Consider the following 15,506-nt stretch of genomic DNA (forward strand, 5'->3'; position numbering starts at 1 on the left):
CTGCGCCGTCAGTGCGCGATGAAGACGTTCTTCTCCTCGGTGAACGCCTGCGGTGCGTCGGGGCCGAGCTCGCGGCCGAGGCCGGACTGCTTGTAGCCGCCGAACGGCGTCCAGTAGCGGACCGAGGCGTGGGAGTTCACCGAGAGGTTGCCGGCCTCGACGGCGCGCGCGACGCGCAGCCCGCGGCCGAGGTCGCGGGTGTAGATCGAGCCGGACAGGCCGTAGTCGGTGTCATTGGCCCGGGCCACGGCGTCGGCCTCGTCGTCGAACGGCATCACCGCCACGACCGGGCCGAAGACCTCCTCGCGCCAGATCCGCTGCGCCGGGTCGTCGACGGCGACCACCGACGGGGCGACCCAGAAGCCGTCGCCGCCGGGCGTCGATCCGGTGATGGTCACGTCGACCTCGGACAGGTAGCCGGCGACCGTGTCGCGCTGGCGCGCCGAGATGAGCGGGCCCATCTCCGAGGCCTCGTCGGTCGGGTCGAGCACCCGCAGGCCGGTGACGCCGGGCTCCAGGAGCGAGAGGAACTCGTCGTACGCCGAGCGCTCGACGAGGATCCGCGAGCGCGCGCAGCAGTCCTGGCCGGCGTTGTCGAAGACGGCGTACGGCGCCGCCGCGGCCGCCGCGGCCAGGTCGGCGTCGGCGAAGACGATGTTGCTGCTCTTGCCGCCCAGCTCCAGGGTGACCCGCTTGACCTGCTCCGCGCAGCCGGCCATCACCCGCTTGCCGACCGCGGTCGACCCGGTGAAGCAGACCTTGCGCACCAGCGGGTGGGTCACGAAGCGCTCGCCGACCACGTCGCCGCGGCCGGGCAGCACGGTCAGCACCCCCTCGGGGATGCCGGCCTCGAGCGCGAGCTCGGCCAGCCGCAGCGCGGTCAGCGGGGTGAGCTCGGCGGGCTTGAGCACGACCGTGTTGCCGGCGGCCAGCGCGGGCGCCATGCCCCACGCGGCGATCGGCATCGGGAAGTTCCAGGGGACGATGATCCCCACGACGCCGAGCGGCTCGTGGAAGGTCACGTCGGTGCCGCCGGCGACCGGGATCTGCCGGCCGAAGAGCCGCTCGGGCGCGCCGGCGTAGTAGTTGAGGCAGTCGCGGACGTTGCCGGCCTCCCAGCGGGCGTTGCCCCAGGTGTGGCCGGCGTTGCGGACCTCGATCTCGGCGAGCTCCTCGACGTGGGCGTCGACGACCGCGGCGTACCTGCGCAGCAGCGCCCCCCGCTCGCCGGGCGCGACGGCCCGCCAGGTCGCGAACGCCTCGTGGGCGCGGGCGATCGCGGCGTCGGCCTCCTCCACCGAGGCGAGCGGCACCTCGGTGATCGGGCGTGCGGTGGCCGGGTTCACCACGGTGAACAGGTCGGTCATGCAGGTCCCCTCGTCGGGCCGGGGGTCACATGCGGCTCACATGCGTTCGAAGCCCCGGCGCAGCTCCCAGTCGGTGACGGCCGCGTCGAACGCCTTGAGCTCGACGTCGGCCATGTTCGTGTAGTGGTCGACCACGGCGTCACCGAACGCTGATCGTGCCACCTGTGAGGACGCGAAGGCGTCCCGGGCCTCCCGCAACGTCTGCGGCACCAGCTCGAGTCCCTGGCTGTAGGCGTTGCCCTCGGTGGGCGGGACCGGGTCGAGCTCGTTCTCGATGCCGTGGAGGCCGCCGGCGATCATGGCGGCGATGGCGAGGTAGGGGTTGACGTCGCCGCCCGGCACGCGGTTCTCGAGGCGGGCCGAGGGTCCCGACCCGACCAGGCGCACCGCGCAGGTCCGGTTGTCCAGCCCCCAGGCGATCGCGGTCGGCGCGAACGATCCGTCGGCGAAGCGCTTGTAGGAGTTGACGTTCGGGGCGTAGAGCAGCGTGAAGTCGCGCATCGTGGCGAGCAGACCGGCGATGAACTGGTCGTAGACGCGGGTCCGGTCGTCGCGCTCGGCGTCCCAGAAGACCAGCTCGCCGTCGGTGCCGCGCAGCGAGAGGTGGATGTGGCAGGAGCTGCCCTCGCGCTCGTTGAACTTCGCCATGAACGTCAACGACTTGCCGTGCAGAGCGGCGATCTCCTTGGCCGCGGTCTTGTAGACGACGTGGTGGTCGGCGGTCACCAGCGCCTCGTTGTAGAGGAAACCGATCTCGTGCTGGCCCAGGTTGCACTCGCCCTTGGCGCCCTCGACGTCCATGCCCGCGGCGTACATCGTGTTGCGGATGTCGCGCAGCAGCGGCTCGACGCGCGTGGTGCCGAGGATGGAGTAGTCGACGTTGTACTGGTTGGCCGGCCGCAGCTGCTGGTAGCCGCGGTCGAAGGCCTCCTCGTAGGTGTCCTCGAAGACGATGAACTCCAGCTCGGTCCCGGCGTGCGCCTCCCAGCCGCGCTCGCGGGCCCGGTCGAGCTGGCCCTTGAGGATCGTGCGGGGCGACTCGGCGACGGGCGTGTGGTCGGGCCACACCAGGTCGCACTGGACCATCGCGGTCGCCGGGAGGTGGGGGAGCAGCCGGAGCGTGCTCCAGTCCGGCACCCACTCCATGTCGCCGTAGCCGCGCTCCCAGGAGGAGATCGCGTAGCCGTCGACGGTGTTCATGTCGACGTCCACGGCGAGCAGGTAGTTGCAGCCCTCGGTGCCGGCCTCGAGCGCCACGTCGAGGAAGTACGCCGCGTGCAGCCGCTTGCCCTGGAGCCGGCCCTGCATGTCGGTGAACGCCATCACCACCGTGTCGACCTCGCCGTCGGCGACCAGCCGTCGGAGCCGGTCCAGCGTGAGCATCCGGTCGTTGACCGGCTGCTCGGTCCCTGCGGTCAGGTCGGTCACGAGAGTCCCTTCTCGGCGTCCTCGATGGCGGCGAACTCCTCTTCCGGAGCCCCCGCGACGATGTGGTGGCGGCTGTAGAGGGCGAAGTACGCGATCGCCAGCGCGAAGACGCCCGCGGTGATGAGCACCGCGGTGGAGTCGACGAAGAAGCCCGCGACGACGGCGACGCAGGCGAGCACGAAGCCGATGCCGGTCGTGACGACGCCGCCCGGGGTGCGGTACGGACGCTCGAGGTCGGGCTCGCGGATGCGCAGCACGATGTGGGAGAGCGTCATCAGCACGTAGGAGATCGTCGCGCCGAAGACCGCCACGAGGATGAGCAGGTCGCCCTCGTTGAGCATCGCCATGACGAAGCCGATGATGCCGGGCACGATCAGTGCGAGGTACGGCGTCTTGCGGCTGCCGGTGCGCGAGAGCACCTTGGGCAGGTAGCCCGCCCGCGAGAGCGCGAAGGTCTGGCGCGAGTAGGCGAAGATGATCGAGAAGAAGCTGGCGATGAGGCCGAGCAGACCGACGACGTTGACGAAGGTGCTGACCGCCGTGGAGCCGCCGTACGCCGTCTCGAGGGCGTCCACGAGCGGGTTGCCGGACTCCTGCAGCGACTCCGCGCCGGCCGCACCGGGCGCGACGAGCAGGATCATCGCGGCGAACGCCAGGAGCGTGAGCATCGCGGCGATGATGCCGCGCGGCATCGACCGGGCGGGGTCCTTGGTCTCCTCGGCGGCGAGCGGCACGCCTTCGACGGCGAGGAAGAACCAGATCGCGTAGGGCAGGGCCGCCCAGATGCCGATCAACCCGAACGGCAGGAAGTCGCTGGCCCCGACGGCGTCGGTGGGGGCGATGTCGACGAGGTTGCCGGCGTCGAACTTCAGCGCCGCGGCGACGACGAACGCCAGGAGCGCGATCACGGCGATGGCGGTGATCGCGAACATCAGCTTGAGCGCCTCGCCGACGCCCCACAGGTGGAGACCGATGAAGACGAGGTAGAAGACCGCGAAGACCAGCGGCCCGTCGATGCCGACGAGGGAGTCGACGTAGGCGCCGATGAAGTTCGCGATCGCGGCGGGCGCGATGGCGTACTCGATGAGGATCGCGGTGCCGGTGAGGAAGCCGCCCCACGGGCCGAGCGCGCGACGGGCGAAGCCGTACCCGCCACCGGCGGTCGAGATGGTGGAGGACATCTCCGCCAGCCCGAGCACCATGCACAGGTACATCACGCCCATGATGATCGTGGCGACCAGCAGGCCGCCCCAGCCACCCTCGGCGAGGCCGAAGTTCCAGCCGGCGAAGTCGCCGGAGATGACGTAGGCGACGCCGAGCCCGGCCAGGAGGACCCAGCCGGCCACGCCGCTGCGCAGCTGCCGCTCCTCGAAGTAGGCGGCGTCCTCGTGCTCCCGTGTGGTCATGTCGAGTCCTGTCTGCCGTCACGGTGGCGGGGCCCGAGCCCACCGGGGTTGCTAGACGGTAGTGACCGCTTTCGGTACCCGACAAGCACCGTGTCGGCGCGCCGACACCACGAATCCGAGGACGGGTCCTGAGGACGGGGCCCACGACCGGACCCGCGACGGGCCCACACGGGTCCCGCGCTCAGCGCAGGCCGAGGCACCCGGAGACGTCGGGCTCCCAGGGGAGCTCGGCGTGCTCGCCGATCCTCCGGTCGAGCCCGGCGGCGACCTCCGCGGGCCACGGTGCCGTGCGGCGGGTGGTCATGTCGATGTGGAGGAAGACCTCCTCCATCACGTAGCTGAGGCGCTGGTGGGTGTCGTCGAGCAGGTGCACCAGGGCGTGCGCGGCGCGGTCGGAGCGGCCGAGCAACCGCACCCGCGCGGACATCCGGTCACCGGTGCGGAGCTCGGCGACGTAGCGCAGGTGGTGCTCGGCGGTGAAGCAGGCGTGGCCGAGGGCCGGCCAGTTCTGCGGGATGCCGAGGTCGACGAGCGACTCGTCGAGCCCCTCGCTGGCGATGCCGGTGTAGTGGCGCACGTTGAGGTGCCCGTTGGCGTCCTCGAAGGCGATGGGGACCGGCTGCTCGGCGTAGGCCGGCAGGGTGGCCAGCTGCTCGTAGGTGGGGTGTGGGGTGCTCACGCTGCGCGACACTAGCGGCCGGCCTCGGCGTGCCCGGTGGAGAACGCCGCTGGTGGGTCGTCCGCGCCACTAGTGTTCGGGCCGTGAGCCGGTCCGGGACGTTCGTCAGGGACTGGCGGTCCGGTTCCTGGAACAGCCAGGTGCGGGTCCTCGCCCTGCTCGTCGCCGGCGTGCTCGTCTCGGGCGTGGTGTCGTGGGTGGACTACGGGACGCTGCCGGCGACGACGTACGTCGTGTGGCTCATCCTCGGCATGCTCACCCTCCGCTTCCAGCCGCTGGTGCCGCTGACCGGCCTCGTGCTCGTCGTGGCGCTGGCCGCGATGGTCCGCGACGGCCCGCTGACCGACGCCCGGGTCTCGGTGGCGATCACGCTGCTCGTCTGCGCGACACTGGTCCTCGTCCAGTCGGGACGTCGGCGCAGCGGCCTGCCGACGTTGCTGAGCGAGGCGCTGCTGACCGAGCTCAAGGGACGGCTGCAGGCGCAGGGCACGGTGCCGGAGCTGCCGGCAGGCTGGTCGGCGCAGAGCGCGATGATCGCCTCCCACGGCACCGGCTATGCCGGCGACTTCCTCGTCGCCGACCTCACCGACGACGGCCACCGCCTGGAGATGGTGCTCGTCGACGTCTGCGGCAAGGGCATCGCGGTCGGGCCGCAGGCGCTGCAGTTCGCCGGCGCGCTCGGCGGCCTGATCGGGGCGCTGCCGCCAGAGCAGCTGCTGCGCGCCGCCAACGCCTTCCTGCTGCGGCAACGGGCCGACGAGTCCTTCGCCACCGCGGTGCACGTCCTGGTCGACCTGCGCGACGGGCGCTGGACGGTCACGAGCGCGGGCCACCCGCCGGCCCTGCGGTACGACGCCGCCGAGCACGCCTGGCACGTCGACGGCGCCCGCGGCACGGCCCTGGGGGTCGTTCCGGAGCCCGAGCTGCACGCCTCCACCGGCACGCTCGAGCCCGGCGACGCGCTGATGTTCTACACCGACGGCGTGATCGAGTCGCGTGACTCCGACATCGACGCGGGCATCGTCTGGCTCCAGCGGACCGCGGCCGAGGCCGTCGACGGCCGTCACGGTGGGTTCGAGGGGGCCGCCCGCCGGATCATCGACCGGGTGCCGCGGGGTGACGACGACCGCGCCGTGCTCGTCCTCCACCGGGCCGGCGGGCGGTAGTGCCGAACCTGCACCGGGGTCGGCACCCGCTCTGGACGACCGCGCCCGCCCGGCTCCTGCACTCGCCCGGCTGGCTCGTGCTGGTGCTCCTCGCGGCCTCGCTGCTGGTCGCCTCGGTCGTCGCGCCCGCGCTCTTCCGCACCAGTGCGCGCACCGCGGCGCTCGACGCCCGGATCGAGACGGCGGCGGCCGAGCCCGCGCCGGGCGCGTCCGCGGACCTCCGCGCCTCGTGGGTCGGCGGCGTCCTGCCGACCCCGGGCGAGGCGTTGGTGCTCGAGCGCCTCGACGCGCTTCCCGGCTTCGGCCCGCCGGTCCTCGGCGCGGCCGGGGCGGCGCAGGAGCGGCGGCTCCGGGCCGTCGTCCGCGTCGGCGGGACGTCGACGGGCGCGGCGCTCTTCACCCACGACGGCGTCGTCGAGGCGCTCGGCGGCGACGAGGACGACCGCGGCGTCTGGCTGCCCACCGAGATCGCCGAGGAGCTCGGGGTGGAGCCGGGCGACCGGGTGCGCGTCGGGCTCGAGAGCGTGTCCGCGACCTCCGCCGCCACGCGGTACGCCGGCGCCCGCCTCGCCGGCACCTACGACCCCGCGCCGGGCTCGGTGCTGCCGGCCGCCGTCGCGGACCGACCAGGCAGCGAGGACTGGGTGCTGCCCCTCGACCCGGGCCGCCCCGGCTCCGCCAGCCCGCTCGTGGTCGCCGGCCGGGCGACCTTCGCCCGCCTGGCCCGCGCCGTGGACGAGGAACCGCTGTACGCCGTGGACCTCGCGGCCGACCCCGCCCTCGACCCGGACCTGGCCGCCAACGCCGTCGCCGCCCTCCAGGAGCTCGCGGTCGAGGCGTTCGACGACAGCACGGAGCTCGCCCGGGCGACCCAACGCGCCGTGCCCATCGGGACGCGCCTCGAGCTGGCCTCGGGCCTGCCCGACATCGTGGACGAGGCGACCGAGGCCGCGTCGAGCGCCGAGCAGCAGGTGGGGCCCTACGCCACCGCCGGGCAGGTGCTCGCCGCCGCGCTGCTGCTCACCGCGTGGGTGCTCGTCGGCCGCAGCCGCCGGCGCGAGGAGGCGCTGGCCGCCGGCCTCGGGGTCCACCCCGCCGCGACAGGGGCCCTCACGCTGCTCGAGCTGCTGCCGGTCGCGCTGCTGGCCGTGCCGCTCGGCACCGCGGCCGCGTTGCTGGCGATCGACGTCGCCGGCCCGCCCGCGGACCTGGGGCCGGGCGACCTCACCGCCGGCGACCGCGGCCTGGCCCTGCTCGGCAGCGCGCTCGTGCTGCTGCTGCCGGGGCTGGTCGCCGTCCTGGCGGCGCTCCGCGCCGAGGTGGGCGGCCGCGGTCGGCTCGGCGCCCGGGTCCGTGCCGTCCCGTGGGGGTTGCTCGTCCTCGTCGCCACCGCCGTGGTGCTCGTCGGCGTCCTCTCCACCGACCCGGCCCGCCGGGGCGGCTCGCCGCTGACGACCGTGCTGCCGCTGCTCGTGGCCGCGTCGTCGGCCGCCGTGGTCGTGCGGCTCGCCGGCCTGGTGCGGGTCCCCGGGGCCCGGCCCGGCCGACCCCGCTGGCTCGCCGGCCGTCGGTCGGCCGGTGCCGGTGCCGGTGGCGCGAACGCCGGGGGTGCGGCCGACCGCGGCCAGCAGGCGCTGACGGCGGTGCTCGCCGTGACGCTCGGGCTGTTCGCCTACGCACTCACCGTCCACCGCGGTCTCGTCGAGGGCGCCGACGACAAGGTCGCCGCGCTCGTCGGCGCCCCGACCGTCACCTCCTTCGAGGACGACCTGCGCGGCACCGGCCGCCGCGCGGTCCTGCCGCCCGTCGAGGGCTCCACGCTGGTCTGGCGCCAGCGGGCGACGCTGCCGCCGGTGTTCGGCGCGCAACAGCTGCTGACGATCGACCCGCTCACCTTCGGCGACGTCGCCGACTGGGGCTCGACCGGCACGCTGGCGCCGGGCCGCGACCTGCTCGACCGGCTCGAGGACCCGGCCGCCGACGGCGTACCGGTGCTGCTCGCCGGGGACACCGAGCGCGACGTCGGTGACCGGGGGACGCTCGAGGTCAACGAGGAGATCAGCCTCCCCTACATCGTGGTCGGCGTCCTGCCCGCGTTCCCCGGCTCCGAGGCCGGCACCGGCGACGCGGCGGTGGTCCCGAGCAGCCGAGCGGTCTTCCCACGGCTGCCGGGCTACCTCGACCCCCGCGACCCGCTCTCGGTCGACGGCACGGGACCGTTCACCGCGGAGGTCTGGTCGCAGGCGGGGTCCGAGGAGCTCCGGGACCGGCTGCGCGCCATCGGCCTGGTCCCCGACGACGTCGTGACCACGGCCGGCGCCGCCGTCGGCGAGGGGCTGCTGTCGGCCTCGTGGGCGGCGCAGTACGTCGTCGTCCTCGGGCTGGTGGTGCTGCTGCTCGCGCTGGCGAGCGCGCTGGCCCTCGGCCTCCGGCTCGCCGACCGGGACGCGGTCTCCGACGTGCTGCTCGCCCGGATGGGCTGGCGGCCACGGCAGCTCGCTGCGGCCCGGACCTGGGAGGTGGTGCGCGCGGTGCTCACCGCGGCCGTCGCGACCCTGGTGACGACGGGGGCGATGGTGCTCGGCCCGAGCCTGGTCGACCAAGTGGCCTCCGTGCTGCCCGTCAGCCGCCCTCGGGTGGGCGTGGCCGAGGTGCTGGCCGTCGTGGCGCTCGGCGTTGCGATGGTCCTCGCGTCCGCCGGCGTCGGCCTGGTCCGGGCCCGCGGCCGATCGAGCGCGGAGGTGCTGCGTGGCAACGGGTGACGTGCTCGCCGGGCCGGTCGTGGAGGCTGCCGACCTGACCCGGGTCTACCGCTCGGCGACGGGGGAGACCTACGCCCTGCGCGGCGTGGACCTCGCGCTGCTGCCCGGCTCGCTGACCGTCGTGGCCGGCCCGTCGGGCAGCGGCAAGAGCAGCCTGCTGACCCTGCTGTCGGCCCGCGAGCGTCCGAGCGCGGGCGAGCTGCGCGTGCTCGGCAGCGACGTGGCCGGCGCGTCCGCGGCGCTGCTGCGCCGGCTGCGCCACCGACGGATCGGCTACGTCCCGCAGCGCGCGTCCACCGGGCTCTTCCCGCACCTCACCGCCACCGCGCACGTCCGCCAGGTCGCCAGCTGGCGGCGTGACCGGCACGCGGACGTCGATGCGGTGCTGGACGCCGTCGGGCTCGCGGCGCGAGGCGGCCACCGCCCCGCCACGATGTCCGGCGGCGAGCAGCAGCGGCTCGCGGTGGGATGGCCCTGGTCGCCCGGCCGGCGCTGGTCGTCGCCGACGAGCCCACCGCCGAGCTCGACCACGGCCACGCCGACCGGGTGCTCGACGCGCTCGCCGCCGCCGCCGACGAGGGCAGCGCGGTGGTCGTGAGCAGCCACGACCCGCGGGTGACCGAGCGGGCCGGCCGGCTGCTGCGCCTGCGCGACGGCGTCCTGTCCAGCGAGACCGCGCAGTCGCGCGAGACGGTCGCCGTCATCGACAACGCCGGGCGGCTGCAGCTGCCGCCGGCGCTGCTGGCCCGGTTCCCGTCGCGCCGGGTGGTCGTCGAGGCCGGCGGCGAGCACGTGCGGCTCCGGGCGCCCGAGGACCCGGCATGAGCGGCCTGTCACTGCGCGGCGTGAGCCACGGGTACGGCGCCGGCAGCCGCCGCGTCGCCGTCCTGCACGCCATCACGCTCGCGGTCGAGCCCGGCGAGGTCGTGGCGCTGCTCGGCCCGTCGGGGTCGGGCAAGACGACCGTGTGCCACCTGGCCGCCGGGTTCGAGGAACCCGACGCCGGCACGGTCGAGGTCGACGGCCGGTCGCCCGCCACGGCCGCGGACTGGTCCCTGGTCGCGGTCGTCCCGCAGCAGCACGGGCTCGTGGAGGGGCTCGGCGTCGAGGAGAACGTGCTGCTGCCGACGTACCGCTCCACCACGGCGGCCGTGCCCTTCGCCCGCCTCGCCGACGAGCTCGACCTCGGCGCGTTCGCGCACCGGCGGGTGGGGGAGACCTCGCTCGGTGAGCAGCAGCGGATCGCCGTGGCGCGCGGACTGGTGCTCTCGCCGCGGGTGCTCGTGCTCGACGAGCCGACCGGTCACCAGGACGACGACCGGGCCGAGCTGGTCACCGCTGCGCTGGTCGGGGCGGCGCGGGTCGGCAGCGCCGTGCTCGTCTCGAGCCACGACAGCCGGGTGCGGGCCATCGCGGACCGGGTGCTCAGGCTCGACGAGGGCCGGCTGCTCCACGACTGACGCTCCGCGCGACCAGGAAGCCGGCCCCCAGCGCGCCGAGCGTCCCGAGCGCCTCGTCGCCGAGGGTGTCCTCGTACGCCGCGTCGGCCTCGGTGCCGTGCCGGATGAACGTGAACCACTCGCCGAGCTCCCACCCGATCGCGAGCGCGGCACCGAGCCCGGTCACCAGCACGACCACCGCCCAGGACGGGCGGACCGAGCGGCACAGCAGCAGCCCGAGCCCGGCGCAGAGCAGGAACCAGTTGACGAGGTGGTTGAGGTCGTCCCACCAGACCACCGCGTCGTAGAGGTCGAGGCTGTTGCCGGTCACGTCGACCAGGAACGGCAGCATCACCAGCGTGAAAGCGCCGTACGGCGCCGCATCGGCCTGCCTCCGCCGCGCCCACACCCACCACACGGCGGGCGCGAGCAGCATCAGGAGGGGATACGCGACGAGCCGGGCGCCGAACGCCTTCCCCTCGAACCGCTCGATGCCGGGCACCCACTGGGCGACGGCGAGCTGGGCCACCGTGGCGAGGAGGACGAGGGCAGGGATCCACCACGGCACGCGACGCATGGCGCCACTGTCGCGGAATAGCCTGGCAGGATCCCTCGTTGACACGGATAGTTCGCCTTTCAACCAGGCTTTTCAGCCAGGCCCTTCAACCATGCCGAGCCGCGGAGCGACCGCGAGAGACGGGGACCGTCATGCAGATCGGGATCTTCAGCGTCGGGGACGTCACCACCGACCCGACCACCGGACGCACGCCCACCGAGCACGAGCGGATCAAGGCCACGGTGGCGATCGCCAAGAAGGCCGAGGAGGTCGGGCTCGACGTCTTCGCGACCGGCGAGCACCACAACCCGCCGTTCATCTCCTCCAACCCCACCGCGACGCTCGCCTACATCGGCGCGCAGACCGAGCGGATCGTGCTGTCGACCGCGACCACGCTGATCACCACCACCGACCCGGTGCTGATCGCGGAGGACTACGCCAAGATCCAGCACCTCACCGACGGCCGCGTCGACCTGATGATGGGCCGCGGCAACACCGGCCCGGTCTACCCGTGGTTCGGCAAGGACATCCGCCAGGGCATCAACCTCGCGATCGAGAACTACGCGCTGCTGCACCGCCTGTGGCGCGAGGACGTCGTCGACTGGTCCGGGCGCTTCCGGACGCCCTTGCAGGGCTACACCTCCACGCCGCGGCCGCTGGACGGCGTGCCCCCGTTCGTGTGGCACGGCTCGATCCGCAGCACCGAGATCGCCGAGCAGGCGGCGTACTACGGCGACGGCTTCTTCCACAACCACATCTTCTGGCCGGCCTCGCACACCCAGCAGATGGTCGACCTGTACCGCCGCCGCTTCGAGCACTACGGCCACGGCCCGGCCGACACCGCGATCGTCGGGCTCGGCGGGCAGTTCTTCATGCGCCGCAACAGCCAGGACGCGTGGAACGAGTTTCGTCCCTACTTCGACAACGCCCCGGTCTACGGCCACGGCCCGTCGATGGAGGACTTCACCGAGGCCACCCCGCTGACCGTCGGGTCGCCCCAGCAGGTGCTGGAGCGGACGCTGTCGTTCCGTGACTACGTCGGGCACTACCAGCGCCAGCTGTTCCTCGTCGACCACGCCGGGCTGCCGCTCAAGACCGTCCTCGAGCAGCTGGACCTGCTCGGCGAGATCCTCCCGGAGATGCGCAAGGGCTTCGCCGAGGGCCGTCCCGCGCACGTCCCGGACGCGCCCACCCACGGCTCGCTCGTGGCCGCCGCGGGCGGCGCCCAGGACGCGACGGTGTACGCCGCCGCCGACTCCGCCACGGGTCACCGCGCCGAGGACGTGCTCTCATGACCTCGGTCGTGGTCGTCTCCGCGGGCCTCTCGAACCCCTCGTCGACGCGGCTGCTGGCCGACCGGCTCGGCGCCGCGACGTCGCAGGCGCTCGAGGAGGTCGACGTGACCGTCGTCGAGCTGCGCGACGTGGCGCACGAGCTCACCGACCACCTGCTGACCAACTTCCCCGGCCAGCGGCTGGCGGCGGCGATCGACGCGGTCCGGGCCGCCGACGGGCTGGTCGTCGTGACGCCGGTGTTCTCCGCGTCGTACTCGGGCCTGTTCAAGACGTTCTTCGACGTGCTCGAGCCCGGCACGCTCGACGGCAAGCCGGTGCTCGTCGCCGCGACGGCCGGCACGCCGCGGCACTCGCTGGTGCTCGACCACGCCCTGCGCCCGCTCTTCGCCTACCTGCGTGCCGTCGTCGTCCCGACCGGCGTGTTCGCCGCGACCGAGGACTTCGCGAGCACCGAGCTCGAGCAGCGGATCGCCCGCGCGGCCGGCGAGCTGGCCGCTCTGGTGGGCAAGGTCAGCCCCGCCGACGCCGCCGGTCCCACCCGCGGCTCCGCCGACGACGAGCTGGCCGCGCCCACCCCCTTCGAGGAGCTGCTCCGCCGCGCCTCCGCTGGTTGAGAGGTTCCGCCTCGGCGAGTCCGCTGACGCGTCCTCGCTCAGTGCTGGTAGGTGCCGTGCAGGATCGCCCGGCCGGCGGTCTTGAACGCGAGGTTGAACGACACGACGGCGGGCGTGGCGTCCGAGTCGACGCCGAGGGTCTCCTCGGTGACGGCGTGGACGACGAAGAAGTACCGGTGGACCTGGTCGCCCGGCGGCGGGGCGGCGCCGGTGAACGCCTTCGACCCGCCGTCGTTGCGGCACATGAACGCCGACCCGGGCAGCTCTCCGCCCTCCGCGCCGATGCCGGCGGGAAGCTCGGTGACGTCGGCGGGCACGTCGACGAGCACCCAGTGCCAGAAGCCGCTCGGCGTCGGGGCGTCGGGGTCGAAGCAGGTGATGGTGTAGCTCTTCGTCCCCTCCGGCGCGCCCGACCACGACAGCTGCGGCGACGTGTCGCCGCCGTCGGCGACCTGGTCCTGCGTCAGCGGCTGCCCGTCGGTGACGTCGGCGCTGGTGACGGTGAACGACGGCACGGCCGGCAGCAGGTCGTAGGGGTTCGGGCTCACCGGGCGGTCGAGGGACGAGGACATGGGGCTCCTATCGCAGTGGCGGGTCGCGGGCGACCGTAGTCCGGTCCCCGAACCCGTACCACCGACCGCCGGGCTGGACACGCGAGAATGGGTGGGTGGACGACTTCCCGACGTACCCCTCCGGCCTGCGCCTGGCCGGCCGCCGTGTCGTCGTGGTCGGTGGGGGACACGTCGCCCAGCGCCGCGTGCCGCAGCTGATCGCGGCCGGCGCCCAGGTCCACGTCGTGGCCCCGGAGGCCACCCCCGCCATCGAGGGGCTGGTCGGGTCCGGGGAGCTGACCTGGCACCAGCGCGGCTTCGAGGACGGCGACCTCGACGACACCTGGTACTGCATCGCCGCGACGAACCTGCCCACCGTCAACGAGCGGATCAGCCGGGCCGCGGAGGCGCGGCGGGTCTTCTGCGTGCGGGCCGACGACGCCACCCACGCCACGGCATGGACGCCCGCGACAGGTCGGCACGACGGCGTCACCGTCGCGGTGCTGAGCAACCGCGAGCCGCAGCGCTCGGCGTCGATCCGCGACGCGGTCGTCGAGCAGCTGCGCGAGGGGGTGCTGTCGGCGCGCCGCGGACGGGACCGTACGCCGGGCGTCGTGCTGGTCGGCGGTGGTCCGGGGGAGCCGGAGCTGATCACCGTCGCCGGCCGCAAGGCGCTCATGGACGCCGACGTCGTGGTCGCCGACCGGTTGGCGCCACGCGAGCTGCTCGGTGACCTGCCGGCCGACGTGGAGCTGGTGGACGTCGCCAAGCTGCCCCGCGGGCGGAGCGCGCAGCAGGAGGAGATCAACCGGGTGATCGTCGAGCGCGCGCTCGCCGGCAAGCGGGTGGTGCGGTTCAAGGGCGGCGACAACTTCGTGTTCGGCCGTGGCTACGAGGAGGTCCTCGCCTGCCGCGAGGCCGGCGTGCCGGTGACGGTCATCCCCGGGCTGACCAGCCCGGTGTCGGTGCCCGCGGTCGCCGGCATCCCGGTGACGCACCGTGGCGTCGCGCACGAGTTCACCGTGATCTCCGGCCACCTGCCGCCGGGCCACCCGGAGTCGCTGACCGAGTGGGCGGCCGTCGCGCAGCTGCGCGGCACGCTGGTGCTGATGATGGCGGTGCAGAACGCTCCCGCGATCGCCGACGCGCTCGTCGCCGGTGGTCGTGATGCCGGGACCCCGGTCGGCGTCGTCTGCGACGGGACGATGCCGGGGGAGCGGACGGTGCTCTCCACGCTCGGCACGCTCGCCGGTGACCTCGCGGCCGAGCGGGTCAAGCCGCCGGCGATCATCCTGGTCGGCGACGTCGTCGCGGTGGCCCACCCCGAGCGCTTCGGCGACCGCGCGGCCGGCTCCTCGGGCGGGGACGGCGCCTGAATGGCCACGATCGTGGAGATCGCCGACCCCGCCGACCCGCGGCTCGCGGACTACCGCGACCTGCGCGACGTGGAGCTGCGCAAGAACCTCGAGGCCGAGCACGGGCTGTTCCTCGCGGAGGGCGAGAAGGTGGTCCGCCGCGCGGTCGAGGGCGGCCACACCCCGCGCTCGTTCCTGATGGCGCCGCGCTGGCTGGACGGGCTCGCCGACGTGCTCGATCGCTCCGACGCACCCTGCTACGTGCTGTCCGAGGCTCTCGCCGAGCAGGTCACCGGGTTCCACGTCCACCGCGGAGCGCTCGCCTCGCTCGAGCGGCGCCCGCTGCCGTCGGTCGACGAGGTCCTCGACGGCGCCCGGTCGGTGCTCGTCCTGGAGGACGTCGTCGACCACACCAACGTCGGAGCGATCTTCCGCTCCGGTGCCGCGCTCGGCTTCGACGCCGTCCTGCTGGCCCCGCGCTGCGCCGACCCGCTCTACCGCCGCTCGATCAAGGTCGCGATGGGCACGGTCTTCAACGTGCCGTGGACCCGGCTCCCGGACTGGTACGACGCCCTGCCCGACCTCTCCGCGCGCGGCTTCACCACCATCGCCCTCACCCTCGCCGACGACTCGTCCCCGATCGAGGACGCCGTCGCCGGCCTGGACGAGGTGGCGCTCGTGCTCGGCTCGGAGGGCCACGGGCTCTCGCCGCGCTGGGAGCAGTCCGCCGACCGGCGCGCGATCATCCCGATGGCCGAGGGCGTCGACTCGCTCAACGTCGCCGCCGCCACCGCCGTCGCCTGCTACGTCACCGCCCGCCGCTGACCCCACCCCGCCGAGTCGCCACTTGGGCGGACCGAGCGGGCTCGAGCCTGCGCGAAGTGCCAC

Annotated in this window: 15 protein-coding genes; 9 read left to right on the forward strand and 6 right to left on the reverse strand. The window is 74.0% G+C overall.

Annotated elements, in window-relative coordinates:
* Window positions 1-8 precede the first annotated feature (8 nt).
* The 4 genes from H7344_RS02460 to H7344_RS02475 form a co-directional block, all read right to left on the reverse strand.
* Entirely contained in the window at window positions 9-1,367 is a 1,359-nt protein-coding gene (locus tag H7344_RS02460; RefSeq protein ID WP_186344404.1) for an aldehyde dehydrogenase family protein, read from the reverse strand.
* A gap of 36 nt (window positions 1,368-1,403) precedes the next feature.
* Window positions 1,404-2,795: a glutamine synthetase family protein gene (locus tag H7344_RS02465; RefSeq protein ID WP_308423299.1), complete on the reverse strand. Its 1,392-nt coding sequence runs from the start codon at window positions 2,793-2,795 to the stop codon at window positions 1,404-1,406.
* Complete coding sequence (gene eat, locus H7344_RS02470) at window positions 2,792-4,201, reverse strand: ethanolamine permease (protein WP_186344405.1); 1,410 nt, start codon at window positions 4,199-4,201, stop codon at window positions 2,792-2,794. Before eat ends, H7344_RS02465 begins: the two co-directional genes overlap by 4 nt.
* A 181-nt stretch (window positions 4,202-4,382) precedes the next feature.
* Window positions 4,383-4,880: a thioesterase family protein gene (locus H7344_RS02475; RefSeq protein WP_186344406.1), complete on the reverse strand. Its 498-nt coding sequence runs from the start codon at window positions 4,878-4,880 to the stop codon at window positions 4,383-4,385.
* Between the two features lie 83 nt (window positions 4,881-4,963).
* On the opposite strand from H7344_RS02475, the gene H7344_RS21025 reads away from it, so the two are divergent.
* Genes H7344_RS21025 through H7344_RS02500 form a run of 5 tightly spaced genes read left to right on the forward strand, consistent with a single transcriptional unit; the run spans window position 4,964 to window position 10,268 of the window.
* Entirely contained in the window at window positions 4,964-6,046 is a 1,083-nt protein-coding gene (locus tag H7344_RS21025) for a PP2C family protein-serine/threonine phosphatase (RefSeq protein WP_186344407.1), read from the forward strand.
* Window positions 6,046-8,808 (forward strand): hypothetical protein, encoded by a 2,763-nt coding sequence (locus H7344_RS02485; protein ID WP_186344408.1) that lies wholly within the window; start codon window positions 6,046-6,048, stop codon window positions 8,806-8,808. Before H7344_RS21025 ends, H7344_RS02485 begins: the two co-directional genes overlap by 1 nt.
* The gene (locus H7344_RS02490) at window positions 8,795-9,406 is read left to right on the forward strand and encodes an ATP-binding cassette domain-containing protein (protein ID WP_186344409.1); all 612 of its coding nucleotides are present in this window, start codon (window positions 8,795-8,797) and stop codon (window positions 9,404-9,406) included. The genes H7344_RS02485 and H7344_RS02490 overlap by 14 nt, the downstream gene beginning before the upstream one ends.
* Entirely contained in the window at window positions 9,355-9,633 is a 279-nt protein-coding gene (locus tag H7344_RS02495; RefSeq protein WP_186344410.1) for a hypothetical protein, read from the forward strand. Before H7344_RS02490 ends, H7344_RS02495 begins: the two co-directional genes overlap by 52 nt.
* A complete protein-coding gene (locus H7344_RS02500) occupies window positions 9,630-10,268 on the forward strand; it encodes an ABC transporter ATP-binding protein (protein WP_186344411.1) in 639 nt (212 codons plus the stop codon). Before H7344_RS02495 ends, H7344_RS02500 begins: the two co-directional genes overlap by 4 nt.
* On the opposite strand, the gene H7344_RS02505 is transcribed toward H7344_RS02500, so the two are convergent.
* The gene (locus H7344_RS02505; protein ID WP_186344412.1) at window positions 10,234-10,824 is read right to left on the reverse strand and encodes a hypothetical protein; all 591 of its coding nucleotides are present in this window, start codon (window positions 10,822-10,824) and stop codon (window positions 10,234-10,236) included. The genes H7344_RS02500 and H7344_RS02505 overlap by 35 nt on opposite strands.
* Window positions 10,825-10,955: 131 nt before the next feature.
* On the opposite strand from H7344_RS02505, the gene H7344_RS02510 reads away from it, so the two are divergent.
* Window positions 10,956-12,098, forward strand: coding sequence for an LLM class flavin-dependent oxidoreductase (locus H7344_RS02510; RefSeq protein ID WP_186344413.1), 1,143 nt, complete (start codon window positions 10,956-10,958; stop codon window positions 12,096-12,098).
* A complete protein-coding gene (locus H7344_RS02515; protein ID WP_186344414.1) occupies window positions 12,095-12,712 on the forward strand; it encodes an FMN reductase in 618 nt (205 codons plus the stop codon). Before H7344_RS02510 ends, H7344_RS02515 begins: the two co-directional genes overlap by 4 nt.
* Before the next feature lie 38 nt (window positions 12,713-12,750).
* Here the strand turns inward: H7344_RS02515 and H7344_RS02520 are convergent, their stop codons facing one another.
* Window positions 12,751-13,284: a YbhB/YbcL family Raf kinase inhibitor-like protein gene (locus tag H7344_RS02520; protein ID WP_186344415.1), complete on the reverse strand. Its 534-nt coding sequence runs from the start codon at window positions 13,282-13,284 to the stop codon at window positions 12,751-12,753.
* 95 nt (window positions 13,285-13,379) lie between these two features.
* Between H7344_RS02520 and cobA the strand changes: the two genes are divergently transcribed.
* Together cobA and H7344_RS02530 are read left to right on the forward strand one after the other, a co-directional pair.
* The gene (gene cobA, locus H7344_RS02525) at window positions 13,380-14,639 is read left to right on the forward strand and encodes a uroporphyrinogen-III C-methyltransferase (protein ID WP_186344416.1); all 1,260 of its coding nucleotides are present in this window, start codon (window positions 13,380-13,382) and stop codon (window positions 14,637-14,639) included.
* Window positions 14,640-15,443, forward strand: coding sequence for a TrmH family RNA methyltransferase (locus tag H7344_RS02530; protein ID WP_186344417.1), 804 nt, complete (start codon window positions 14,640-14,642; stop codon window positions 15,441-15,443).
* Window positions 15,444-15,506: the final 63 nt, after the last annotated feature.

It is taken from the genome of Nocardioides deserti (assembly GCF_014266025.1).
In the GTDB taxonomy this organism is placed as follows: domain Bacteria; phylum Actinomycetota; class Actinomycetes; order Propionibacteriales; family Nocardioidaceae; genus Nocardioides; species Nocardioides deserti.

Bases quoted from the DNA above. Each gene is read 5' to 3' on its own strand.
- H7344_RS02515 (WP_186344414.1), top strand. From the start codon at position 12,095: ATGACCTCGGTCGTGGTCGTCTCCGCGGGCCTCTCGAACCCCTCGTCG.
- H7344_RS02530 (WP_186344417.1), top strand. From the start codon at position 14,640: ATGGCCACGATCGTGGAGATCGCCGACCCCGCCGACCCGCGGCTCGCG.
- H7344_RS02500 (WP_186344411.1), top strand. From the start codon at position 9,630: ATGAGCGGCCTGTCACTGCGCGGCGTGAGCCACGGGTACGGCGCCGGC.
- H7344_RS02505 (WP_186344412.1), bottom strand. From the start codon at position 10,824: ATGCGTCGCGTGCCGTGGTGGATCCCTGCCCTCGTCCTCCTCGCCACG.
- H7344_RS02460 (WP_186344404.1), bottom strand. From the start codon at position 1,367: ATGACCGACCTGTTCACCGTGGTGAACCCGGCCACCGCACGCCCGATC.
- H7344_RS02520 (WP_186344415.1), bottom strand. From the start codon at position 13,284: ATGTCCTCGTCCCTCGACCGCCCGGTGAGCCCGAACCCCTACGACCTG.
- H7344_RS02510 (WP_186344413.1), top strand. From the start codon at position 10,956: ATGCAGATCGGGATCTTCAGCGTCGGGGACGTCACCACCGACCCGACC.
- eat (WP_186344405.1), bottom strand. From the start codon at position 4,201: ATGACCACACGGGAGCACGAGGACGCCGCCTACTTCGAGGAGCGGCAG.